The following is a 22220-nucleotide window of genomic DNA, read 5'->3' as shown; positions in this document are numbered from 1 at the left end:
GCAGACATGCCATGCATGTTATCTCCTGAATAGAGCAGCTTAAGCATATAAAACCTCCCGAACGAGCACATTGCCTAGCCATGCGCCCCATTCGGGAGGTTTTATGATTTCATATTGCAAATTCTCATTGGGTCTCGCTTGATCCTTATTCTTAGCTCTGTTCTTGCTCCACGACCTCGGTCTTAAACACGTTATCCAGTTTGGTACCCAATCGTTTGACCAGCGGCACCTTGATATCCCGACTCAGCTCTTTGAAAAAAGCGTCCATGTCACAATTAATCTTATCCAGCACGACCTTCACGGTGCCCTCTTCCAAAATCTGCTCATTCAGATCCTCAGGTACCGTAACCGAGATATCATACTTCTTGCATAACGTTTTAATGTAGCGGCTAAAGATTTCGATAAGCTCCTCATTGTTGAACTTCTCAACTGCAACTTGCCCTTTGTTCGTAAATTTCAAATTCACTCTCACGTTAGCATTTCCCCTTTTCCTTTTGACCATTTATTTTGGATAAACGTTGAACCATTCAGAGGCTCTTCAAAGAAAGGGCCTTACCGGTCGTTTTAGACTCTTGTCCTTTGATATACTAAGTATAACACATTAAGTCCGTTTTCATTTCCCAACTTGTCGTTTTATGATAAAAAATGATACATTTTGCGCATTTTCAGCATAATTTCTTTCTTTTCATGCCAATCATTAGGAATAGTTTATACACAAATACACAAGAAAACGCCTATCTCGCAAAAGAAAGACGTCTCCGTGTAGATGCTTAAGCAGTATGCATTTATAAAGGCTTCGTACATTCCCAACCGTGTGAACGATACTCACGCACAGCATCTCGTATATCCTCAATATCATCTGTATGCAGCAAAATCGCAGGTAGAATTACCCAGTACTCATTCTCCGCTAGATCAATAAATACGTCCTCGACATCATAATATTGCATATCGCCAAATGCCGTATCCCTGATTTTCTGTCCAACCAAAGGTGTAAAAGGGGAATCAAATGTTTTCATCACCTTCGTATATTCCTTCACACCCGTTGCCGAGATTTGCTGTGAAATAATGACACTCAATGATGTTACCTCCCTGACCTAATAATGCTCATTATAACCTTCTCTCAGACCTTCTACAAAACCATGCGCGAAAAAAATCATAAAAATCAATAGGCCAATGCCAATGGCAACGGAGCTGATAACGATAATCAGGATGCCTTGCGTGTTTCTTTGTTCCATCTTTCTAGTCAAAATTCCGAAAACAAGACCTATAAGCCCAAACAAGCCTCCAATGACAAAAAAACTAAATACGAACCCCAAACCTGAAAAAATCCAACCAAATAGAGCGAGCACCCAGCCCTGCGGCTGCGGCTCACTCTGTTTCATCTGCCAGCGTTCCCTCGCTGTAGGTGTGTACCTGTCCATATCCTAGCTCCCCCGCTCAATTTGTATACTTAAGACAAAAATCTGTAAAGTCCAGCATCGGATTAACGTTAGGTTCCTCCTATTGCTGACCAGTGAGCTTAAAAGTGCCGCCTTCCCGCTTACCAAGCGGATAATTTTGAACCGTCACTTCCACCTTCGTATTCTTATCCCATACCGGAAGCTTGTCAGATGTATTGTACTCCTTCATAGCTATGTCGATGACTTCCTCTGCCTTCTTCGTCAATGCAGCAGAAGACATATTATATTTGCCATAACCTTGATAAGCACCGCCAAAACCGAGATTAGGTTGGTTGTTCACATTCAGTAGCACACCCTTCAACTTGCCATCCTCTGCTACATCAAAAGTCACTTTTTCCAATACAAAATCATCTGTAACGACAGATGTCTGCTCTAACAGATGCGTTATGGATGACAGGTTGGCTGCTAATTTAACTTTTCCAAGTAGGGCCTCTGTATCATTTTGTTGCTTGGTTAAGGCTTGTGTTGTCTGTTTTAGCGATGCATTCGCTATAGTTAAAGAATTGACCTTCGTATTCAGATTATAATTCCATACCGCCAAGGCTATACAGCCTAGTACAGCTACTCCAGAAATGACCGTTGCTACAACTGCCAGCTTACGAATAGGCTGTGGTTGTGGCTCCACAGACTGAGTATGACCGCTTAACTCTCCCATACCAAACTTCCTCTCTATTTATATAGTCATATTTTACTATTCCCCTCTCTGATATTCTAGTATATTTTTCCTAATTCTATATTTTCTAAGCATTTGTACAGGAATTCGTTTCATTAGCCTTCGAGCTTTGGTTCGCTCGCTTTCCGGGAGAAGATGTATTTACCAAATACACACTACCTGCAATCAGCACCAACCCCACTACAAATGTCAAAGTGAGGGACTCTCTGAGCATGACCATACTAAAGAGTGTGGATAGCACCGGAATCATAAACGTATATGAGCCGACGGTTCCTGCATCCCCATTGTCGATTAGCTTAAAATAAATCATCCAGCCCATCGCAATCACGAATACTGAAATAAACAATAGAATCGCGATAAAGGAGGCTGTCCAGTGGATATCGCTCCATTTCTCGGTCGTAAACCCAATCCCGTTGAGTATGATCCCTCCCAAAATGAGTTGCATCGTCACCGCCCAAATGGAGTCCAGTTGTTTGCTTTTTTTCTTCATATAAATCGTTCCGAGCGCCCAGCACAGTCCCGAGGCTAGCCCCAACACAATGCCCAGCACAGACAAATGACCTGCCATTCCGCCTGAGCTAATCACGATCACTCCACCAAAACCGAGTACCAGTCCAATGACCTTCAGAGGAAACATACGCTCTCCCAACCACAGCCAGGAGAATAATCCCAACAAGATCGGTTGAAGGAATACCAAAGTGGAAAATAATCCTGCAGGCAAATAACGCAGTCCTACCGTCTGCAAGCCATAGTAGCCTGCAATATTAAATATAGCCAGCACAAGATATGTCCACGCATTTTGTCTAAGGCGTAAGGTTTTCCGATTACGCATAGCGAACAACAGCAGAATCACACCACCCAGCAGCGTGCGGATTCCCGAAAAAAATATCGGCGGCGTATCTGGCAAGGCCAGCTTGGTCAACGGCCAGTTGATCCCCCATACCATCACTAATATCAAGACAAGCCACAACGTAGCTTTAGGCGTTAATTTTTTCATAGATGTCTCTCTCCTTAGAATTTCATTGCGCATTGCTTACGACTAAAATCTGAACAGCCGTTTGCAAAGTTTTGCTTTACTAGCTTATACTGTGGTCACTAATAAATAAAATGAATGTTTTCAATAAGGGAGATAACTTTTCACTTATGACTATTACTCAGATTATGATCTTTGTTCGCGTAGCTGAAACACTAAACTTTACCCAAACTGCCCATGAGCTGCATATGACGCAACCTGCGGTCAGCCATGCCATCGCCAGTATCGAGAACGAGCTCGATGTCCAGCTATTGCTGCGCGATCGAAAAAAAGGCGTGCTCCTGACAGATATCGGACACAAGGTGCTGCTGCAATTCCGCATGATGCTGCAAAGCATGGAAAAGGTGCAGCAGCAGGTGGCCGCTGAAAAAGGCTTAGATGTGGGTACGATCACGATTGGTGCCTTTCCTTCTGCCTCGGCCTATTTTCTGCCCCCGATTATTGATCATATTCGTCAGCACTATCCGAACCTTGTTTTCGATTTACACGAAGGTTCCACGAATGAAGTCAAGGAGTGGGTACATACCAGAGAAATTGAAGCGGGAATCATCCTGTTGCCAGACCCTGAGGTAGATGTAATTCCTTTATGTCAGGATGACATGGTTATTCTCCTGCCTGACGGTCACCCTTTTCAATCGCGCGACAAAATCGCCATCCGAGACTTGAATCAACAGGAGATGATCTTTTGTAAAGGTGGACACGAGGTCGCCATTATGGAAGGTTTTGAACGTGAGCAGAGTCAGTTGCAGGCACAATTCATTACTCACAATATCAGCACCCTCGTCAGCATGGTCCGACAAGGACTAGGTATGGGCATTGTCTCTTCACTCGCCTTATCCACGTTCCCCCATGATCTGACCGTCAAGGAAACCACGCCTCTGATCACGCGTCAAATCGGTATCGCTATCCCCTCTCTACACAATGCTTCACTTGCTGTACAGTTATTTGTGCGTACTGCGCAGGAGCTGTTTACTGATTTGAAGCAATAGGGCATATGTGCAGAATTATTGAATCATCGAACAAGAGGAAAAGCTGCGTGCGAAAACTATTGAAAATGAAATGTGCTATACACGCATTTGGGACAATATAGATGGGGCGTTGAAGATCAATTCAGGGCATTGTAGCACGGTAAAATAGTAAAGCCTAACACCACTTGTAGAAAAGGGAACAGCCCTTTGTTATACTGGAAACAGAAGCTATACTATGTACTACGTGTCATATACCCTCACCATCAACTTTGGCTAAAATGTCTAATGGAGAATTTGTAGCAATGAGTGTCATTGCACGTATATGTGAGGAATTGGACTGTAAAATTGAAGAGGTTGTAGAGTTTATAGAGCAGCAACCATTAGATACAGCAAAAGAGCGCTAGCCTTTTTAGGGGTAGCGTTCTTTCTTTTTTATAACGCAATCAAGTAAAGCCGATCATGTGTTACTACCGACAATTCATCAAGTGGAGAGTAGAAGAACCACTTAATCGGCTCCCTCCAGTGATGGGTTAGTGCACATCATTTTTTAAAGCCACTTCTTGTCGTTCTTTTTATAAGAAGATAAAAACTCTACATTCTACTAAATATATATACTTTCCGTAGTTTAGAATCCAAGTATACGCTAATCTCTCTATTTTACGTTTTCATCTAGATAATATTTCAAACATATATAATATCATATATTTTTTGAAATATATTGACATAAAAAAGAATTAATTGTATATTTTAATAGAGCTCAAATCCAATCATTTCTAGAAATGACAACAAGAATTACATAAAAATAAAATATCTTTTTAATAAGGAGATGGATTTTTTGCATATTTACAAACACTTGTTGGTAGCTCCTATCGTTCTTTCATTAACGCTAATTGGATCCGTTAATGCATTTGCAAGTGGTGAACCTTCCAATCTATTGGATTTAGGAAACTTAACACTTCCTAAAGATCATGTGATTACTCCACAAGCTTTACTTTTGGATAACGACGTTACTTTTCCAGGAGAAGGAACCTCATATTTTAATTATAACGGAACAGCTGATCTTCGGTTCTATATAAAAAATACAGGTAATAAAAGGATTCATGTTGAACTTAACTTCCCTGGAGGTTCTCGGAATTTAATGAGAATAACACTTGCTCCAGGCGAATCTACTACCAATAATTTCCCTCTATATGATGTATATGGTCCTAGTGCTAACGGTCAATACTCTGTATACGTTTATAATGATGACGGTTCTAGAGGTTCATATCATATTTCAGCTCGGACGTTAGAATAAGATGTTTTCCCTTGAAATGTAATGTTTAATGTTATATTTTTAATAAATTACATTCAAAAACAACTAATTAATCACAAAAAAAAACAGGTGTCGGTATTTAACCAACGCCTGTTTTTTTATTTACATAAGCCACTTCAAATTAAAATATTCCCTGAAACGTTCAGCATACAGTCCCTTAGTTCCGATTAACAAGGTTCTTCGCTTGGTTTCCCTGCATCTGTAGCTGTACGGAAGCTTGAACCGCAGCCGCATGTAGCTACAGCATTCGGATTATGAATCGTGAAACCGCCAGACATACCAGACTCTTCAAAGTCGATTTCCAGACCGTCCAGATAGCGGATACTATCCTTTTCCACGACTACTTTCATATCCTGTACATTCATATATATATCCTGATCCGTCTCGTTGTCGTCAAAGCCCATGGCGTACGAAAATCCGGTACATCCACCTGGGGTAACACCCAGACGTAAAAACATATTCGGCGTTTCCTGCTGCTCCAGCATTTCTTTCAGGCGTTCAGCAGCGGAATCGGTGATGTTAATCATAGCTCCATCCTCCTCTTTTACTTCATGCTCCCCTTCAGTATACTCTCTTATTTGCAGGTGCTCAAGTCATGGAATGTCCTTCCGTTACAGGCTTAAACACCTCTTTTTCTACTCGTTTGTATTGAACACCAGTGGTGTGAGGTTTATAATAGGTGAAGAGTGTGTTAAAGAAACTGTCGGAAATTTGTCATTTCAAAGGCGAAATTATGAGACATCCATCATTGTAGCCTGGCATTGTAACATTTTTCACATATCGTATATCCGCGCTGCCGGATTTTACCGACGGAACGGGACATCCTGTGCGCATCAAGCGCTTGTGCCGCTAATTCGGCGGACAGCCTCGCACAGAGCAACTTGAAGGAGGAATAGGCATGTCCACATTAGTTACACCTTTTACAGACCGCAGAATGGCGGAAATTGTAGAAAAGGTACAAAACGGGATTCGTTTGAACCTCGAAGATGGTATATATTTGTATGAAACTGACGATATTCTCACACTGGGCCAGTTGGCTAACGAAGCTAATTTACGCAAGAACGGTAAAAAGGTTTATTTTATCGAAAACATGAGCCTGTACTTCACCAATGTATGCGAAGCGCGCTGCGCGTTCTGCAATTTCCGCAAGGATCAGGGGGAGGAAGGCTCTTATACGTTGTCTGGGCAGGAAATGATTGATTATGTAGAGCAACATATCCATCCAGGCGTAAGAGAATTCCATATCGTCGGCGGTCATAATAATCATGTGCCTTTCCAATACTATGTAGATTCATTGAAGGCACTGAATGAAAAGTATCCCAACGTTACACTGAAAGCATACACTGCAGCGGAAATTGACTTTTTCACACGCATAAGCGGCTTGAGTGTTAAAGAAGTTCTTCAAGAGCTGCAAAAGGCAGGACTTCAATCTCTGACTGGTGGTGGCGCGGAAATCTTATCTGATGAATATCGGAAGAAGATGCGTGTTACCAAAGCCAATGTGGACCGCTATCTTGAAGTACATCGTACGGCCCACAATCTCGGTATGAAAACTCATACGACGATGCTGTACGGTTCAGTCGAAACTTATCAGGATCGTATTGAGCACATGCTGCAAATTCGTGAATTGCAGGATGAAACAAATGGATTTATGGTATTTATCCCACTGTCCATGCAGCCGAAAAGCAAAAACGCCAACATCATGCGCCGCAACTCTGCTTACGAGGATCTCAAAACCATTGCGATCAGCCGTTTGATGCTGGACAATATCGACCATGTTAAAGCTTACTTCATTAATATTGGTCCGCAATTGACGCAGGTCGCTCTTACCTTTGGCGCATCTGATGTCCATGGCACGATTGTGCGCGAGCAGATCAGCCATGCCGCAGGTGCGTTGACTCCTGCCGGATTGACCCGCAAAGAGCTAATCTGGCTGGTCAAAGGTGCTGGACGCATACCTGTAGAACGTGACACCTTCTATAACGAAATCGAAGTTTTCGAATAAGTGTAACATCGGATTCAGATTTCCCGCGTGCATTTTATCCCCATTACTCACACCAAGCAGCCTCAAGCTGCCCCGGAACACGTCGGTCTGTCTGCTAAAGGCAGGCCCCTTTCCGGGCTTTACAACAACAAAACTTGTGCTAGATCGACAAGACACCAGACCATTTGCCGGGGACACGGTAACGAAAGGACGGCGGATTTTGATGAAAAATTTCGTTATTCTAGGGGGCGGCTATGGCGGCCTTACCATTGCCAAAGAATTGCTGGATAAACACATTCCCGACGATATTCAAGTTATTTTAGTGGATCGGATGCCCTTTCAGGGGCTGAAAACAGAATACTATGCCCTTGCGGCAGGTACCGTATCTGATTTTGATTTGCGGGTACACTTTCCGGATGAACAACGTCTTATTCGCAAATACGGAGAGGTCACTTCGATGGATCTTGAGAATAAAATGGTCCATTTTCAAGACGGTGAGCCTTTGCCCTATGACCAGCTTGTCATCGCGCTAGGTTGTACTGACCGCTTTCATAATACACCGGGAGCTGAAGAATACAGCTGTACGATCCAATCCTTTAATCATACCCGCCAAACGTATCTGCGCTTGAATGAAATCAAGCCTTATGGACATGTCCATATTGTAGGTGGCGGTCTAAGTGGGGTCGAGATTGCTGCGGAGTTACGTGAAAGCCGCGCGGATTTGAATATTACGATTATGGATCGGGGCGAGCGGGTACTATCAGCATTTCCGCAGCGTTTGTCTGCTTATGTACATGCCTGGTTCAAGGAGCATCAAGTGAATGCGCTGAATCACGTTGCGGTTTCCCGTATTGAGCCAGGGGCTATTTACAACCGTGATGAGCCAATTATGACCGATGCGGTAGTATGGACAGCCGGGATTCAGCCCGTTAAAATTGTGCAGGATTTAGCAGTTCCTAAAGACCCTCAGGGTCGCATCGTGCTAAATGAATATTATCAAATACCGGATCATCCTGAAGTGTACGTCGTCGGAGACTGTGCGAGCCTTCCTTACTCTCCAAGCGCTCAGGCGGCAGAGGTGCAAGGTGAGCAGATTGCCCACATTGTACGCGACCTGTGGAAAGGCCAAACGCCTCACCCGCATCCTTTAAAGCTACGTGGTACATTAGGTGCACTTGGCAAGAAGGCCGGGTTTGGTTATGGCTTTATGGGCAGTACCTCTTTGCGTGGACGAGTGCCGCGTCTGCTGAAGAGCGGTGTGCTCTGGAAGTCCAAACGCCATTTTGGCTAATTGGATATTCAACAACAAAGAAGACCTGCTTTCAGAGCAGGTCTTCTTTGTTGTTGCATCTATGAATAATACATATTTCCTACAAGAGGAAGCTGGCTTGCCGATGACTTCTATTTTTAATCCAAATCCAGGTTGTCCCATGCTTCGGCTTCTTTAATTTTGTTTAGAATCACTTCGTACAGAAGCTCTGCTGAATCTGCGGAAACAATTTCACCATTAACCATCGCATAAGGCTCAGCGTTACACTGACCGCAATTGCTTAGGCAGCCGTATTCAATCACATCATAATCCGGGTTCTGTTCTAGTTTGGACATAATCTCATCGGTACCAAAATGCATATTACTGGTGCAAAATTCAATAATAGGTCTTAACATTTTTTTCACCTGCTTTGGATGACGGGCATTTTAATTTGGCCCGCTTTGTAATATAATAAATAAGGTATAGGAAAGGAGTTGAATTCTAATGAGCGAAGCACAAAGCGTTCAAATGTATGATGAAGTAGCAGACGTACTGGATAAGCTCCGTCCGTTCCTGCAACGCGATGGCGGTGACGTTGAGCTGGTTGACGTTGAAGATGGTATCGTTAAGCTGAAGCTGGTAGGCGCTTGCGGCAGTTGCCCAAGTTCTACAATTACGCTGAAGGCAGGGATTGAACGCGCTCTTCTCGAAGAAGTCGAAGGCGTCCAAGAAGTGGTACAAGTATTCTAATGCTTGATGCATAATGATCAGAGAGTCTTGACTTCGGTAACGAAGCTCAAGACTCTTTTTTGTGTTACAACGTCTAAAGGATCTCTCGATCTTATATGGTTGGCCGAATGGGGTCCAATCCTCCGGACACATCCATAATATTACCCGTTATAAAATCCGAATGCTCCTCACACAAATAGGCGATCACTCGCGCAATGTCCTCTCCGCTTCCTGGACGCCCACGCGGTGTCTCTGTATCCTGCATGCCGATGACATCGGCAATCGACTTTTCCTTGTTCACTCCTCGGATATCCCCGGGACAGATCATATTGACCGTGATGCCATAGGGAGCTTCCTCTACAGCTAGTGACTTCGTAAAAGACACCAGCCCCACCTTAGCAGCTGCGTAGACGGCGCGATGCGGCCAAGCCCTTGCTTCTCCAGCATGACCAAAGCCAAAATGAATAATACGTCCCCATTGCTGGCTACGCATGTGCGGCAATACCAAATGATCCAGCAACATGGTACCGACCAGATTCCCCTGTATCATGGCATGAATCTCAGCCACACTGTAATCCGCAAACAGACGGCGTTCCCGGATGAACGGTCCGGCATTATTCACCATAATATCGACTCCGCCCAGCCGATCCTGCACTTCACCGATCAGCCTGGTGATATCTTCCTGAACCGAGATATCTGCTTGTAAAGACAGGCAGCGTACTCCCTTAGACTCAATTACCCGCTTAAGCGCTTCGGCTTCAGCCTGGCTATGGACATAATTCAGGGCAATGTCACAACCTTCATCAGCGAGACGCAGAGCGGTCATTTTACCTAAACCTTTGGCACTACCCGTTATGAGTGCGACTTTGTCTCTCAACAGTTTTCCTCCTCTTCACAGAGAACGGTCACCCCCAAGTATAAAATATTTAAGCAATCCCTACAACTCCAACCAAAAAGAAACCCCAGTCCTCTTGTTCAAGAGAAGCTGGGGTTTACGTTCAGCGCATTCTTAGTTTCTGCTTAAAATGCAGGGATAATTGCGCCTTGATATTTGTCTTCAATGAATTTTTTAGTTTCTGGAGATTGCAAAGCTTTAAGCAGTTTTTGGATCGCTTCGGAATCTTTATTATCAGGACGTGCTACCAGTACGTTAGCATATGGTGAATCTTTGTCTTCCAGTGCCAATGCATCCTTGGTCGGATTCAGCTTGGCTTCCAAAGCGTAGTTCGTGTTGATCAACGCAATATCCACTTCAGGCAACTGACGTGGCAGCATAGCTGCTTCCAAAGTTTTAAATTCCAGATTTTTCTTGTTTTCAGTAATATCTTTTACGGTTGCTTCAATGTTGCTTGCGTCCTTCAGCTTGATCAGACCTTGTTTCTCCAACAGCAACAATGCACGGCCTCCATTGGTCGCATCGTTCGGAATCGCTACTGTTGCACCGTCTGGAAGTTCATCAAGCTTTTTATATTTTTGGGAGTAGATACCGAATGGTTCCAGATGAACCGCGCCAACAGAAACCAGATCCATTTTACGCTCTTTATTCATCACATTCAGGTAAGGTACATGTTGATAAAAGTTAGCATCCAGTTGCTTGTCAAACAATTGTACGTTCGGCTGTACATAGTCGTTAAACTGAACGACTTGAAGACGAACCCCTTCTTTTTCCAACTGAGGCTTGATCGCTTCCAAAATTTCCGCATGTGGCACAGGAGAAGCTCCAACTTTCAGCTCGACTTCACGCGGTGACCCGCCTGTATTTTCGGCCGCATTGTTTGTATCCGATGTTGTGCTCTTTGTACCGCAAGCAGCCAGTACCGCAATTAATGTCAAGCTCAATACAGCCAATACCCATTTCTTCATGTTGTTACCCCTCCAATAATTTGTAATATTCAGGATCAGACGTCCTGATCAATAAGGATATCTATATGTTTTCCCTATTTTCGAGTATAATGCCGCACGAGGCGATCTCCTGCCATTTGCAGCAATTGTACCAATACGATCATCAGCACGACCGCAACGATCATTACAGCCGTTTCATAACGATAATAGCCGTAGTTGATTGCCAGCGTACCCAGTCCACCGCCCCCGATCATACCGGACATTGCCGTGTAGGATACGAGTGTAACGACGGTAATGGTTAATGCGGCGAGCAGGCCCGGCAGTGCCTCACGTAACAGCACACGCCGGATAATTTGTCCTGTCGAAGCCCCCATCGCTTGTGCAGCTTCAATGACACCCTTGTCCACTTCACGTAGTGACGTTTCGACAAGACGTGCGAAGAAAGGAGCAGCCCCGATAACCAATGGCGGAATGGTTCCCAGCACCCCGGTCGAGGTACCTACCAACGATCGTGTAAAAGGAATAAGTGCAACGATCAAAATGATAAATGGTACGGAACGCAAAATGTTCACGATGAAGGATAATACAATGTATATCACCTTCATCAAAGTCAACGAGGAGCGGCTCGCCAGAAACAACAATATACCGAGCGGCAATCCAATAACGAGGGTGAACAATGCAGATGCCCCGAGCATCTGAAGGGTTTCCAGAGTAGAATTCCCTAGCTCTTCCCAACTCACTTGCGAAAAATCAAGTTCGCTCATTGTCCGATCACCTCCACATCAAGTCCTTGCCCAGATACTTCGCGCAGCGTATTCTCTATATCTTCATGGTTTCCTTCAAAACGAACGATCAGCTGTCCATACGGTACGTTTTTAATCGTAGAGATGGTGCCCTGCAAGATCGCAAAATCAACACCCGTACTTCGAGCCGTACGCGACAGAATCGCATCATAAGTTTTACTGCCCAAGAAGGAGATACGTACTACCTGCGCCGATTCCCCGCTACCTGCTGCTGCAATCGCTGCTTGTAATTCCTCAGGATGTTCTGCCTCCCGCTGGATAAAATCCTTAGTTACCTGATGCTGTGGCTTCAAAAACACTTCCGCCACCGGACCTTGCTCCACGATATCGCCCTCATGAATGACGCCAACTCGATCACATATACTTTGAATCACATGCATCTCATGAGTAATCAATACGATGGTCAAATTAAAGCGCTGGTTAATATCCAACAGCAATTTCAGGATAGACCCTGTCGTCTGCGGATCAAGCGCAGACGTCGCTTCGTCACACAGCAGCACATGCGGATCACTAGCCAGTGCCCGTGCAATCCCTACCCGCTGCTTCTGTCCACCTGAGAGCTGTGACGGATATTTTCCACTGTGTTCTTTCAGTCCCACCAATTCCAGCAGCTCGCGAACTTTCTTGTCTAGCTCCTGCTTTGGGGTATTTACCAGCCGCAATGGAAATGCAATGTTGTCATACACTGTCGCCGAAGACAACAAATTAAAATGTTGAAAAATCATTCCGATTTTTCGGCGTTGCTTCTGTAACTGGGCTTGACTCACAGTCACAAGGTTAACCCCATCTACCCATACTTCGCCTGAAGTAGGGCGTTCCAATAAATTAATACAGCGGATCAACGTACTTTTGCCCGCCCCGGAATGACCAATCACCCCGAATATTTCTCCACGCTTTATAGAAAGGTTCAACCCGGACAACGCATTAACGCGTCGGTTACCTTTACCATAATGCTTGGTTAATTGCTTAATCTCTATCAACGTGCTGCGACCTCCTTCACTTCTTTCTTACCCTGTTAACCAGTTGTCATCTCTCGGGATTGTATAAAATCACTATTTATTTATACAAAAAAGAGCCCCTTTCACAGAATGAAAAGGGCCCCACCTTGCGAACCTTTTCTCATCTGCCAAAATCGCTATAACTCTAGCGGTTTTGTAGGAATTAGCACCATATGTTCCCTCCCGGTGCATTACACCGGGAAAGAACGGGTTGCCGGGCTTCATCGGGCCAGTCCCTCCACCTCTCTGGATAAGAAAAATATGTTAAACTCCAGCTTTAGCTGTCCGTTAAGTTTATATAAAAAAAATAATTCAAGCATTTTTCTGAAACTAGGTTTCAGTATAGATAGTTTACATTGCTTTGTCAAAGGATATTTTCTGTCATAATTATGGGCGCACTGCCCGGTTCTCCCATTGTTTCGCAGTATAAGAAAATGCGTTTGATAGCGACTGGCATACCATTTCCAAGCCCTGCTGCAAATCTTCCAGATGGTGATCAAGATCCTCCAGTTGGATTTTTCCATATAAAGCACGGTGACGTTGCCAGAGATCGTCCTGCATTTCCGTGTTCATATAATGTATTTCCGTATTTCGACGCTTACGCAAGCGATTGATGGCATCGTTGTATGTGTCCTTGATATCATTTAAATTATCAGTCAATACAGGATGCATTTTGAGATACTTGAGCTGTCTCAACACGGTAAAATACGAATAATGCGCCTTATACTGCCCTGTTTTTAAATCATACAAATCATTCATCCAATTACCAAGCTTATCCAAAATAGAGAATACCCGCACAAACCCATCCTTATAAAAGAAAACATACAAAGCATAATCGGATTTTTCCTCCTTGCTCATATCTTCAGCGTATCCGGCTTTCACTTTCATACGGAAAAAGGCGGCAGCATGATGGCTCTGCTCCAGTTCATCCAAAGACGACATCAGACCACGTGTTAAAATATCCGCCTTCCGAAAGTCATGGGTAGGATCACCACTGGCCTGGATTTGCCGTTCCAGCAAATGTAACATGTCTGACATGCTATTCATGGCATCCAGCAAGACGCCATGATTTTCACGTGGGGGCTCGCCCAACAGCTTGCGTATCATGCTTCACGCCTCCTTCATATCTGTAAAATCCGGCTGTTAGATGCTTGAATTGGCGTCAAGCGAAATAACTCGTCCACCGTTGATCTACAAGCTTAACTATATCCTCACGCGGTAGCACCTCATCAGGGTAGCCTGGCTTCATACGTGCATCCACTACAATCGGCAGCTTATAGTTCAGATGATGCAAACGTACTTCGCTGTCGGCGTACATATCTGTAGCGGGGTTAAAGCGTGTGAATACCGTCCACAGGAACGAGGCTTGGGAGCGAACAACTTCTTTGGCATCGTCCACGATAAAGACAAGCGGCCACTCTTGCTCACCCGCAGCTAATCGCTCCAATACACGCGCAGCGAGTTCAGGCTCCTGCTCAAAGGACGAGCCGGATATAACGAGGCAACCTCCGCAATAGGGTTCGATTTCACGAATTCCCGGCAGATCGCCGCCTTCATAAACGCGAGGCAATTCACGCACAGGTTCGCCTACCCCCATCAGAATCGCCTTGCTGCCGTGATTCAGCTTGCGGCCCGTGTAATCGAGTGTATCGTGAGACGTATGGTTAAAAATAAACAAATCTCTGGCTGGATTAAATCGCTCCAAAATGGTTTCTAGCAACAGGTTAAAGTCGGATAAATCGATCACCCGATCCGTCAGCATCAGGAATTTGGTCAACGACAATTGACCTTGACCCAGAATGGTAAAGCCGGATACCAGCGCTTCACGGGAGTAGCTTTCACGTACGACTGCCGCTGCCAGCGCGTGTACACCTGTTTCTGCATATGCCCATAACGACTTGACAGAAGGCATCACAAGCGGATAGGCGGGCGACAACAGACGTTGCAAAAATTCGCCGAGATAGTAGTCTTCCTGCCGTGGCTTACCTACAATGGTTGCCGGATAAATGGCATCTTTGCGGTGATGCATATGTTTGACATGAAACACAGGGAAATCATGTTGTAATGAGTAATAGCCAAAATGATCGCCAAACGGCCCTTCCGGGCGACGTTCATGAGGCGGCACATAGCCGCTGATCGCAAACTCGGCTTCTGCCGGAATGCGATGGCCTCCAAGCGGGTCTTCTGTCATGGGCAGCTTGCCCCCCATAATCAGAGAAGCCAGCAAGAGCTCTGGCAAGTTTTCCGGGGCAGGAGCAATGGCAGACGCAATCAGAGCAGGCGGGCCACCGATGATGATCGTCGTAGGCAACGGCTCATTACGCAGCTCTGCCTCATGATAATGGAAGCCGCCGCCTTTATGGATTTGCCAATGAATCCCTGTCGTCTGATCATCATAAATCTGGATGCGATACATCCCCAAATTATGGTCCTTGGACTGGCCTGGCTTTTCGGTATACACGAGCGGAAGCGTAATGAACGGTCCTCCATCCTCGTGCCAACTGGTTACTCTAGGCAGCGGAGCCAGCGGAGCATCCGTACGGCGAACGCCCAATACAGGAGCTTCGTTATGAGATACTGTTTTTAGTCCTACTTTTAGCATGTCCTTAATCAGGCCACGTTCATTCCACAACGCTTTGGGTGTAGGTGGAAGCAGCGTCTTGGTTGCACCTACAATTGCATCCATCAGTTGCTCTGGACGAGGGCCAAAAGCCATGTCCACACGGCGATTCGTGCCGAACAAATTACTGGCTACAGGAAACGGGGTTCCTTTGACATTGGTAAACAGCAGTGCCGGACCCTCTTCCTCAATGACTCTTCGGTGGATCTCAGCCAACTCCAAATAAGGATCGACAGGTGCTTCTATAATTTTAAGATCATTTTCTTTTCGCAGCGCTTCAATAAATTGGCGCAAATTCTGGTAGATCAACTGGATGATTCCTCCTAAGCAAATCAAGCCCTCGAGAAACTCGTGGGCCTGGTTTGTTTCTTATGATGTTATTATACGTGTTCCAACGCCTCTTGGGCAAAAATACGTTTCATTATGATCTACGAAATGCTTAGGTACGCTGTGCTTGGGTCGGAACAAGCTTGCGGTCCGGTGACAATTGCCATACACGATAGCTCAGATAAGCCAAAATGGAGAACAACGATGCAATCACCAGCATATGTCCCAGCACGATAAACATATAAATTTCAGGTCTGTTGACGTACAGCAGGATAATGCCAATCACCACTTGAAGTATGATCAATACGACCGATACGACACCTAGGGTACGAATATCCCGGTGATTCGGGTGATAACGGTACGAGTAGTGACCCACAGCCAAAATAATGACGAACAGCAGTCCGGCTGAAATCTGATGAAGCAGCAGTGGAGATATGAAGCCCCCAATATTTACAACCTTCTGGATGACCGAATGACTAAGCAACGCTCCTGAATAAACAGCAATATAGGTATAGATCGTTGATAGCCATATAAAGTTACGATAGCCCCGACTGACACGCCCAGGAATCAGACGTGGAGTGTAGCGTGAATCCGCATGCTCCTGCCAGGCTCCCAGCGTCATCATAGTCGCACTGGCAAAAGCGATAAGCGCAAAGCCAAAATGCAGTCCCATGACTGCAGCCGATTGGGAGAAGATGACAGCCAACGCCCCCATCGCACCTTGTATGATAACAAACAATAGCGTAAGCAACGAGAATAGCTGTAAATCCTTCCGATGCTTCATAAACAGCAAAAAGCCGACAAACGAGGCGATAGAAAGAATTCCGGCCATGGCACTGACGGAGCGATGAGAGAACTCAATAAGGGACGCGATGGTATGTGCCGGAACCAGCTTACCATTACAAAGCGGGAATTCTCGTCCACAGCCGAGACCCGAATCCGTTCGCGTCACGACACCTCCACCGAAGGTAGCCAAAAACATGACAATACATGTTACGAGTGCCAGCCATTTTAATATTCTAATTTTGTTATTCAATGAATTCACCCGTATCCTTCCAAATATAATATTTATTCACTTTAGATGTTGTGAAATGATCACTTAAAGTAATTATAACTGATATATCGTTCCTTGACATACGAGCTTTGTTGACAAAATGTGAACGTGTCCGTAAGAAAGCCGCCTCCTTCAAAAGGAAGCGGCTTTCTGTATAGCGTGATGATTAGGTTTCCCTTCGGAGCCCTCATACATACCGTTATCATTTATTTTGCCAAGTTAGCATGGACTTCTACAGCCCGGTCCAAAAACTGCTCGATTTCCTCGCGGGATTTACGCAGCCTGTTCACCAGACGTACCAGTTCTCGCCCTTCACTGTAAGCGATAAAGCTGGGAATCCCTAGAACATTTTGCTCTTGACTGACACTTTCGGCCTGCTCTACATCAATTTCAATTAATGTAAGCTTGTCTGCATATTGTTGTTCCACATCAGGCATGAACGGATCAATAAAATGACAATCTCCGCACCAGTTCGCCTTAAACACAGCTACCGTTACACCTGAAGTGGATATTGCCTTATTAAAGTCTTCATGAGAGACGATTTTTTGCATACATAATTCCTCCTTGAACTTCTTTTATGCAGGAAATCCTGTAGTTTCTATTGTAACGCCAAGTGAAGCTTTTGCACACACCCCTATTATGCTCACATGCCGATTGGAAGCCCTCTCATTGAGGCATACTAAAGATATACTTAAGAATCCACATAAGCGACGACATTCTAACAGCATACCCAACATACTTAGTGGAATACGGGGATGCCTGCACTTGAAAGGAGGTTATTTAAACATGTCTCTCACTGAATGGCTCCATGTGGCATCTCGACAGCTTCAGGGAGGGCTCAAGCTACTCGGCTCCGTTCCGCGTTTTGCGGAGGAGGCATGGGAGGGCAAACGTGCGGCCTGGACCGAATCCCGTAAATTACGCTATCCCTTACGTGATCTGCCGTGGGATTATCAATCGGCACAAGCCGCCATGAATGAAGTTGAAGCATTAATGCTGGTGAACGGACCCGCTACGCGTCCCTCTTCTCTTAATATGCCCTTATGCGAAACAGACTGTGAGCTGCTGGAGCGGATCAAGAACGATACAGCACAGGAGAATCGCAGCAACATCACGCGCACTGCCGCTTACCTTGAATGCTATCGTGGCTACCCGGAATTACACTGGGCATTACTGGCCCATCTGGTTTCTCGTAATGGCGGCTATAATATGACTGATCTGAAAGGAGAGCTCATTGGCGACCTGTTTGGCGAACAGGAAAAGGAGTGGCTGTATCGACTACTTGAGCGCTGTAACGCCCTTATTTTTCAGGACGCTTATCCACAGTTGCAGCTTTACATGCACAGCCGTCATTTGGGACGAAGTTGCTTCCATTTGTTGCCCTATTTTCACGTTTCGCCATTCATGAAGCCCTTTTGGGAACGTTTCTGGGCTTGGCGGGATAGTTCTCTTTTGACGGTGGCGCTCATTATTAATGAACAAAACTATATTGAAGGACGTGTCGTGAAAGATCCGTATTTTCAAAAATTTGTGACACACAAGCCGGGCTTTTATTTGCATGACTGGCTTCAGCTCAATCAAGTTATATTTCCGCTTGGGCTAAACGGTGGCCTTGCCGGACTTGTCATGGAGCGTTTCGGCCATCTGGACGAGCGGATCGGCTTTGGCAAAAGTCTCTACGCTATGTTATTTGGCCATCAGCAGGTACTGGATCAGGCATCCGCATTTGCTGCCAGCGTGCCGCATACCGGTTCTCGCAGCGACTATTGGCCGGGACTGTTCACTCCGAATGAACAAAAAGCGCTGCGCTCTCCAGAAGAGAGTGCAACGCTTTTAGCACATGAATGGCTCCCGCCAAGTCAACGTCTGTACAGCCCAGAACTGAACGCCGTCTGGTCAGATACAGCCTATGATCCGATTCCCCGTTATGACTGGTTTCAGGACGGTTCTACACTTGGGCATATCAGTGAACCAAGACGCCCTCTGTTATTTGCTATGCGCCATGAGCATCGCCACGGCATTCAAAAAACAGCAATGGCCCATGATGCTCATAATAGCTTTAGATCCTTTCATTGAACAGAGGAAGGATTCTTTTAGCTTCGTTGTCCAGTGGACTCACGCTGTAGGCGCATTAACGGACGCAATACCTTCTGCAACATACGCGGATAGTTGCCCAGCTCGTCCTTGCGCAATACGCGCAATACAACCAGCAATACCAAGTAGCATACCAGTACAACCGCTCCGGCAATACAGCACGCGATCAAGAAGGCTACACGCGCAGGCATCAGGTGTACCAGCAAAATGCAGGCTTCATTTACTCCGTACCCGATAGCGCCCGAGACTACGACAGCGGTTAGGAAGCCTGCCCAGCGACGGCCCATGATTGAGAAAGTAACAATACCTTTCAGCACACGCAAATTCAGCAACGTAATGACGAGAAAACATAATCCGGTTGCGGCAATAATTCCGTAAATTCCAAGCCAACCAGCCAGCAGCCAGCTCGCTGCCAACTTCACGACGATACCAACCATCACATTGACCATTGAAATACGCGGCTTGCCCATACCGATCAATATCGAATTAGAAGTCATCATCGTAATCTGGAAGATCGTTCCGAGTGTCAAAACAGCGATAATTCCGCTGCCTCCAAGCGAGCTGAACAACAGACCATTAATAGAATATGCAGTTACACATAAAGCCAGCACAATCGGCATTCCGGTCAGAATAGAGATACGCAAGGCAAGCGTCATCTGATTTTGTAAATGCTGTTCATCCTTACGGGCAAAAGCCGCCGAAATGATCGGAATGAGCGATTGACTGAGTGCAATGGCCAAAATTGGAGGAATACCTGCCACACTCTGTGCCCTAGAGCCTAGATAACCCAACTGAGTAGTCGCCTGATCCAATCCCACTTGTCCAGACAGCAGTCTAACTACAATCGACGTATCAATAAAATTAACCGCCGGAACCGTCAGAGACGACAATACGATGGGAATAGAGAGCTTAAAAATATCTTTGTAAATGCGCATCATAGGTAACGCGGAGCTTTCCTCTTGGAATTGCTCTTGACGATCTTGGCGATCCTGACGACGCAGTTTCACCGTGTAATACAACATGACCGCCAGAGCGCCGAGACTTCCCATGACACCCCCAAAGGAGGCACCCGCCGCAACCTCACGATCTCCATAGCCAAGCTTCAAAATAATAAAGGCGAGCAGAATTGCGGTTGCTACCCGTGCGACCTGCTCCACAATTTGTGAAATACCGCCTGCGGTCATATTACCACGTCCTTGGAAGTATCCACGCATCATGGCAATAGCAGGAAACAACAGCAAAGCGGGTGCCAAAGCCTGAATAGCCAAAGCAGACTGCGGAACCCCTGCTACATGCTCGGCAAAATAAGGCGCTCCAAAATACAGCAGCGCCGTAATGATAATACCCGCCACGGCCGCGAATATCAAAGCCGCACGATACACACGTCGCGCTTCCGCAGGCCGATCCAGTGCGTAGCGTTCCGAAACCATTTTACTCAGTGTGCTAGGAATACCGGCCGTAGCGACCGTGAGCAGCATCAAATAAGCGTTGTTCGCAATGGTAAACGAGGCGTTCCCGACGGAGCCGAGCAAATGCTCCAATGGAACGCGCTGTACCAGACCAAGCACTCTGGCCACCAAAGCTGCAGCGGCTAAAATAAGCGTACCTTTAAGGAATGTTTCTTTATTGGACAAAATGCGTTCCCTTCTTTCTTGCTGTTCACATGCATGCAAAAGCTCCGCAAAAAACAGTCATGGCCTGAGCCATCACCGGTGCGGAGCCGCATGTCGATTCTGTCTCTGTAAATCATAATAAACGAATCTCAGGTTAAAACACCCAAATTAAGAATACAATAATCATGGCAAGCTGCAAAATTACTTTCATCACGGTGCTAGTAAATAGGCCCAAGACGGAGCCAAAGCCCACTTTTATAGCTCGATCCAGCGGGGCTTTACCAATCAGCTCACCCAGCACAGCACCGATAAATGGTCCCAAAATCAAACCGAATGCTGGAATAACAAAAGGGCCAATAATGATTCCCACAGTACTAAGGATCGCTGACAGACGCGAGCCGCCAAATCGCTTGACTCCCCACGCATTCACAGCATAATCCGCAATAAAAAGGGCAACGACGATTAGTGTTTGTATAATCCAAAACAATGCATTGTATGGAGCAAACGAGAAAAACCAGCCGTATACAAAAAATGCAAAATAAATGGCGAGCGCCCCCGGCAATACGGGATACACCGCTCCCGCCATGCCCACAATGAACAGTACAATGACAACAATCCAACCTACAACGTCCATGGGCCTCCTCCTTCTCGTCTATTCATCTTGCTTGTGCACCATCATTTTATTACACAAGCACATAATCTCGAATCACTTCTACAATGCCGTCCTCATTATTCGAAGCCACAACCACATTAGCGGCTTCTTTTACCGTATCCTGAGCATTCCCCATCGCTACACCCAGTCCAGCCGCTTGAATCACAGCCAGGTCATTCAAACTATCACCTACGGCAACCACCTGCTCCATGGTAATGCCGAGCAGGTCGCACACTTCAGCGATGCCACTGGCTTTGGATATACCAGCTGGATTAATTTCCAGATTCGTCATCGAAGAATTGGAAATTTCAAGTCCCCCCATATCCTGAAGCTTGAGCAAAATTTGATGGCGAATTTCGTCATTTTCCGTATTATAACCGAATTTGAGCCATTCCTGTGTATCCAATGTGTCCGGCCAACGATCTCTGTTGTATAACTCCTCGGTTGAGTAAGCCCAGAACCAGGAGCCTGTTTCTACAGCAATCTGGTGCATCTTGCGAACAAGCTTCTTATCAAGTAAATAGCGGCGCCACAATTCGTGAGGTGATTTCCATACTTCACTGCCGTTTACAGTTACCATTGGCGTCTCCAGGCCGAGTTGCTGACCGTAAGGTAAAGCATGCATCGCTGCACGTCCAGTAGACAAGCATACATGAATCCCTTCCTGAATCGCCTTATTAATCCAATTAATCGTTTCCAAGCTTATTTCATGATTATCGTTCAGTAAAGTTCCATCCATGTCGAGCGCAAGCAGTTTGTATTTATATTGGTTTTCTCCCATGGTCTCTCTTCCTCCTGTTGTCCCTTAT

General features: G+C 45.7%; 25 protein-coding genes and 1 riboswitch. Of the genes, 7 read left to right on the top strand and 18 right to left on the bottom strand.

The features are described from left to right. Nucleotides 1-151: 151 nt before the first annotated feature. The 5 genes from HFE01_RS19250 to HFE01_RS19230 form a co-directional block, all read right to left on the bottom strand. Entirely contained in the window at nucleotides 152-472 is a 321-nt protein-coding gene (locus HFE01_RS19250; protein WP_013372898.1) for a hypothetical protein, read from the bottom strand. 313 nt (nucleotides 473-785) lie between these two features. Then, complete coding sequence (locus tag HFE01_RS19245) at nucleotides 786-1076, bottom strand: hypothetical protein (RefSeq protein ID WP_019688524.1); 291 nt, start codon at nucleotides 1074-1076, stop codon at nucleotides 786-788. Between the two features lie 18 nt (nucleotides 1077-1094). After that, entirely contained in the window at nucleotides 1095-1421 is a 327-nt protein-coding gene (locus HFE01_RS19240; protein WP_016820018.1) for a hypothetical protein, read from the bottom strand. 79 nt (nucleotides 1422-1500) lie between these two features. Then, nucleotides 1501-2115 (bottom strand): hypothetical protein, encoded by a 615-nt coding sequence (locus tag HFE01_RS19235; RefSeq protein ID WP_044788106.1) that lies wholly within the window; start codon nucleotides 2113-2115, stop codon nucleotides 1501-1503. A gap of 85 nt (nucleotides 2116-2200) precedes the next feature. After that, entirely contained in the window at nucleotides 2201-3130 is a 930-nt protein-coding gene (locus HFE01_RS19230; RefSeq protein WP_044788107.1) for a DMT family transporter, read from the bottom strand. Between the two features lie 146 nt (nucleotides 3131-3276). Here HFE01_RS19230 and HFE01_RS19225 point away from each other — a divergent pair, with 146 nt between their 5' ends. The 3 genes from HFE01_RS19225 (at nucleotide 3277) to HFE01_RS19215 (ending at nucleotide 5428) form a co-directional block, all read left to right on the top strand. Further along, on the top strand, nucleotides 3277-4155 hold the full coding sequence (locus HFE01_RS19225) for a LysR family transcriptional regulator (protein ID WP_025365762.1): 879 nt from the start codon (nucleotides 3277-3279) through the stop codon (nucleotides 4153-4155). 248 nt (nucleotides 4156-4403) lie between these two features. Continuing rightward, nucleotides 4404-4538, top strand: coding sequence for a helix-turn-helix domain-containing protein (locus tag HFE01_RS27390; RefSeq protein ID WP_025365763.1), 135 nt, complete (start codon nucleotides 4404-4406; stop codon nucleotides 4536-4538). A 431-nt stretch (nucleotides 4539-4969) separates the two neighbouring features. Then, nucleotides 4970-5428 (top strand): hypothetical protein, encoded by a 459-nt coding sequence (locus HFE01_RS19215; RefSeq protein ID WP_107734721.1) that lies wholly within the window; start codon nucleotides 4970-4972, stop codon nucleotides 5426-5428. A gap of 185 nt (nucleotides 5429-5613) precedes the next feature. On the opposite strand, the gene HFE01_RS19210 is transcribed toward HFE01_RS19215, so the two are convergent. Further along, nucleotides 5614-5973 carry a HesB/IscA family protein gene (locus tag HFE01_RS19210; protein WP_016820013.1) on the bottom strand — a complete coding sequence of 120 codons (360 nt, stop codon included), beginning with the start codon at nucleotides 5971-5973 and terminating at the stop codon, nucleotides 5614-5616. A 371-nt stretch (nucleotides 5974-6344) separates the two neighbouring features. On the opposite strand from HFE01_RS19210, the gene mqnE reads away from it, so the two are divergent. Next, a complete protein-coding gene (gene mqnE, locus HFE01_RS19205; protein ID WP_016820012.1) occupies nucleotides 6345-7451 on the top strand; it encodes an aminofutalosine synthase MqnE in 1107 nt (368 codons plus the stop codon). A gap of 202 nt (nucleotides 7452-7653) precedes the next feature. Further along, nucleotides 7654-8721 carry an NAD(P)/FAD-dependent oxidoreductase gene (locus tag HFE01_RS19200; protein ID WP_031462165.1) on the top strand — a complete coding sequence of 356 codons (1068 nt, stop codon included), beginning with the start codon at nucleotides 7654-7656 and terminating at the stop codon, nucleotides 8719-8721. Between the two features lie 116 nt (nucleotides 8722-8837). Here the strand turns inward: HFE01_RS19200 and HFE01_RS19195 are convergent, their stop codons facing one another. Beyond that, a complete protein-coding gene (locus HFE01_RS19195) occupies nucleotides 8838-9095 on the bottom strand; it encodes a YuzB family protein (RefSeq protein WP_016820010.1) in 258 nt (85 codons plus the stop codon). An 88-nt stretch (nucleotides 9096-9183) separates the two neighbouring features. Between HFE01_RS19195 and HFE01_RS19190 the strand changes: the two genes are divergently transcribed. Then, nucleotides 9184-9429 carry a NifU family protein gene (locus HFE01_RS19190; RefSeq protein WP_013372910.1) on the top strand — a complete coding sequence of 82 codons (246 nt, stop codon included), beginning with the start codon at nucleotides 9184-9186 and terminating at the stop codon, nucleotides 9427-9429. Between the two features lie 91 nt (nucleotides 9430-9520). Here HFE01_RS19190 and HFE01_RS19185 read toward each other — a convergent pair whose 3' ends face one another. From HFE01_RS19185 to HFE01_RS19150, 8 genes are all read right to left on the bottom strand, one after another. Continuing rightward, nucleotides 9521-10285, bottom strand: a complete 765-nt coding sequence (locus HFE01_RS19185) for an SDR family oxidoreductase (protein ID WP_044788110.1) — start codon at nucleotides 10283-10285, stop codon at nucleotides 9521-9523. Nucleotides 10286-10428: 143 nt separating this feature from the next. Next, nucleotides 10429-11271, bottom strand: a complete 843-nt coding sequence (locus HFE01_RS19180; protein ID WP_017427284.1) for a MetQ/NlpA family ABC transporter substrate-binding protein — start codon at nucleotides 11269-11271, stop codon at nucleotides 10429-10431. A gap of 74 nt (nucleotides 11272-11345) precedes the next feature. Beyond that, complete coding sequence (locus HFE01_RS19175) at nucleotides 11346-12014, bottom strand: methionine ABC transporter permease (RefSeq protein WP_031462166.1); 669 nt, start codon at nucleotides 12012-12014, stop codon at nucleotides 11346-11348. Continuing rightward, on the bottom strand, nucleotides 12011-13033 hold the full coding sequence (locus tag HFE01_RS19170) for a methionine ABC transporter ATP-binding protein (RefSeq protein WP_044788111.1): 1023 nt from the start codon (nucleotides 13031-13033) through the stop codon (nucleotides 12011-12013). Before HFE01_RS19170 ends, HFE01_RS19175 begins: the two co-directional genes overlap by 4 nt. Before the next feature lie 136 nt (nucleotides 13034-13169). Continuing rightward, nucleotides 13170-13308: riboswitch (SAM riboswitch) on the bottom strand. 130 nt (nucleotides 13309-13438) lie between these two features. Then, a complete protein-coding gene (locus HFE01_RS19165; protein ID WP_017427281.1) occupies nucleotides 13439-14158 on the bottom strand; it encodes a Cthe_2314 family HEPN domain-containing protein in 720 nt (239 codons plus the stop codon). Nucleotides 14159-14213: 55 nt separating this feature from the next. Continuing rightward, on the bottom strand, nucleotides 14214-15980 hold the full coding sequence (locus HFE01_RS19160; RefSeq protein WP_017427280.1) for a UbiD family decarboxylase: 1767 nt from the start codon (nucleotides 15978-15980) through the stop codon (nucleotides 14214-14216). Between the two features lie 130 nt (nucleotides 15981-16110). After that, nucleotides 16111-17043 carry a COX15/CtaA family protein gene (locus tag HFE01_RS19155; RefSeq protein WP_013372916.1) on the bottom strand — a complete coding sequence of 311 codons (933 nt, stop codon included), beginning with the start codon at nucleotides 17041-17043 and terminating at the stop codon, nucleotides 16111-16113. A 215-nt stretch (nucleotides 17044-17258) separates the two neighbouring features. Beyond that, the gene (locus HFE01_RS19150) at nucleotides 17259-17603 is read right to left on the bottom strand and encodes a thioredoxin family protein (protein WP_017427279.1); all 345 of its coding nucleotides are present in this window, start codon (nucleotides 17601-17603) and stop codon (nucleotides 17259-17261) included. 235 nt (nucleotides 17604-17838) lie between these two features. On the opposite strand from HFE01_RS19150, the gene HFE01_RS19145 reads away from it, so the two are divergent. Then, nucleotides 17839-19128, top strand: a complete 1290-nt coding sequence (locus tag HFE01_RS19145) for a DUF2515 family protein (RefSeq protein WP_017427278.1) — start codon at nucleotides 17839-17841, stop codon at nucleotides 19126-19128. A gap of 17 nt (nucleotides 19129-19145) precedes the next feature. On the opposite strand, the gene HFE01_RS19140 is transcribed toward HFE01_RS19145, so the two are convergent. The 3 genes from HFE01_RS19140 to HFE01_RS19130 form a co-directional block, all read right to left on the bottom strand. Then, nucleotides 19146-20780: a putative polysaccharide biosynthesis protein gene (locus HFE01_RS19140; RefSeq protein ID WP_017427277.1), complete on the bottom strand. Its 1635-nt coding sequence runs from the start codon at nucleotides 20778-20780 to the stop codon at nucleotides 19146-19148. 133 nt (nucleotides 20781-20913) lie between these two features. Next, nucleotides 20914-21393, bottom strand: a complete 480-nt coding sequence (locus HFE01_RS19135) for a DUF456 domain-containing protein (protein WP_013372920.1) — start codon at nucleotides 21391-21393, stop codon at nucleotides 20914-20916. 49 nt (nucleotides 21394-21442) lie between these two features. Next, on the bottom strand, nucleotides 21443-22192 hold the full coding sequence (locus HFE01_RS19130) for a Cof-type HAD-IIB family hydrolase (protein WP_167438349.1): 750 nt from the start codon (nucleotides 22190-22192) through the stop codon (nucleotides 21443-21445). Between the last annotated feature and the right edge of the window lie 28 nt (nucleotides 22193-22220).

Source organism: Paenibacillus sp. EKM10P (genome assembly GCF_011800655.1).
Taxonomy (GTDB): Bacteria; Bacillota; Bacilli; order Paenibacillales; family Paenibacillaceae; genus Paenibacillus; species Paenibacillus polymyxa.
This window is presented reverse-complemented; position numbering and strand designations above follow the sequence as displayed.

What these genes read in the sequence shown, in the direction of transcription:
- HFE01_RS19240 (WP_016820018.1), bottom strand. Translation starts at nt 1,421, where the DNA reads ATGGACAGGTACACACCTACAGCGAGGGAACGCTGGCAGATGAAACAG.
- HFE01_RS19235 (WP_044788106.1), bottom strand. Translation starts at nt 2,115, where the DNA reads ATGGGAGAGTTAAGCGGTCATACTCAGTCTGTGGAGCCACAACCACAG.
- HFE01_RS19230 (WP_044788107.1), bottom strand. Translation starts at nt 3,130, where the DNA reads ATGAAAAAATTAACGCCTAAAGCTACGTTGTGGCTTGTCTTGATATTA.
- HFE01_RS19225 (WP_025365762.1), top strand. Translation starts at nt 3,277, where the DNA reads ATGACTATTACTCAGATTATGATCTTTGTTCGCGTAGCTGAAACACTA.
- HFE01_RS19210 (WP_016820013.1), bottom strand. Translation starts at nt 5,973, where the DNA reads ATGATTAACATCACCGATTCCGCTGCTGAACGCCTGAAAGAAATGCTG.
- mqnE (WP_016820012.1), top strand. Translation starts at nt 6,345, where the DNA reads ATGTCCACATTAGTTACACCTTTTACAGACCGCAGAATGGCGGAAATT.
- HFE01_RS19200 (WP_031462165.1), top strand. Translation starts at nt 7,654, where the DNA reads ATGAAAAATTTCGTTATTCTAGGGGGCGGCTATGGCGGCCTTACCATT.
- HFE01_RS19195 (WP_016820010.1), bottom strand. Translation starts at nt 9,095, where the DNA reads ATGTTAAGACCTATTATTGAATTTTGCACCAGTAATATGCATTTTGGT.
- HFE01_RS19190 (WP_013372910.1), top strand. Translation starts at nt 9,184, where the DNA reads ATGAGCGAAGCACAAAGCGTTCAAATGTATGATGAAGTAGCAGACGTA.
- HFE01_RS19180 (WP_017427284.1), bottom strand. Translation starts at nt 11,271, where the DNA reads ATGAAGAAATGGGTATTGGCTGTATTGAGCTTGACATTAATTGCGGTA.
- HFE01_RS19175 (WP_031462166.1), bottom strand. Translation starts at nt 12,014, where the DNA reads ATGAGCGAACTTGATTTTTCGCAAGTGAGTTGGGAAGAGCTAGGGAAT.
- HFE01_RS19165 (WP_017427281.1), bottom strand. Translation starts at nt 14,158, where the DNA reads ATGATACGCAAGCTGTTGGGCGAGCCCCCACGTGAAAATCATGGCGTC.
- HFE01_RS19150 (WP_017427279.1), bottom strand. Translation starts at nt 17,603, where the DNA reads ATGCAAAAAATCGTCTCTCATGAAGACTTTAATAAGGCAATATCCACT.
- HFE01_RS19145 (WP_017427278.1), top strand. Translation starts at nt 17,839, where the DNA reads ATGTCTCTCACTGAATGGCTCCATGTGGCATCTCGACAGCTTCAGGGA.
- HFE01_RS19135 (WP_013372920.1), bottom strand. Translation starts at nt 21,393, where the DNA reads ATGGACGTTGTAGGTTGGATTGTTGTCATTGTACTGTTCATTGTGGGC.
- HFE01_RS19130 (WP_167438349.1), bottom strand. Translation starts at nt 22,192, where the DNA reads ATGGGAGAAAACCAATATAAATACAAACTGCTTGCGCTCGACATGGAT.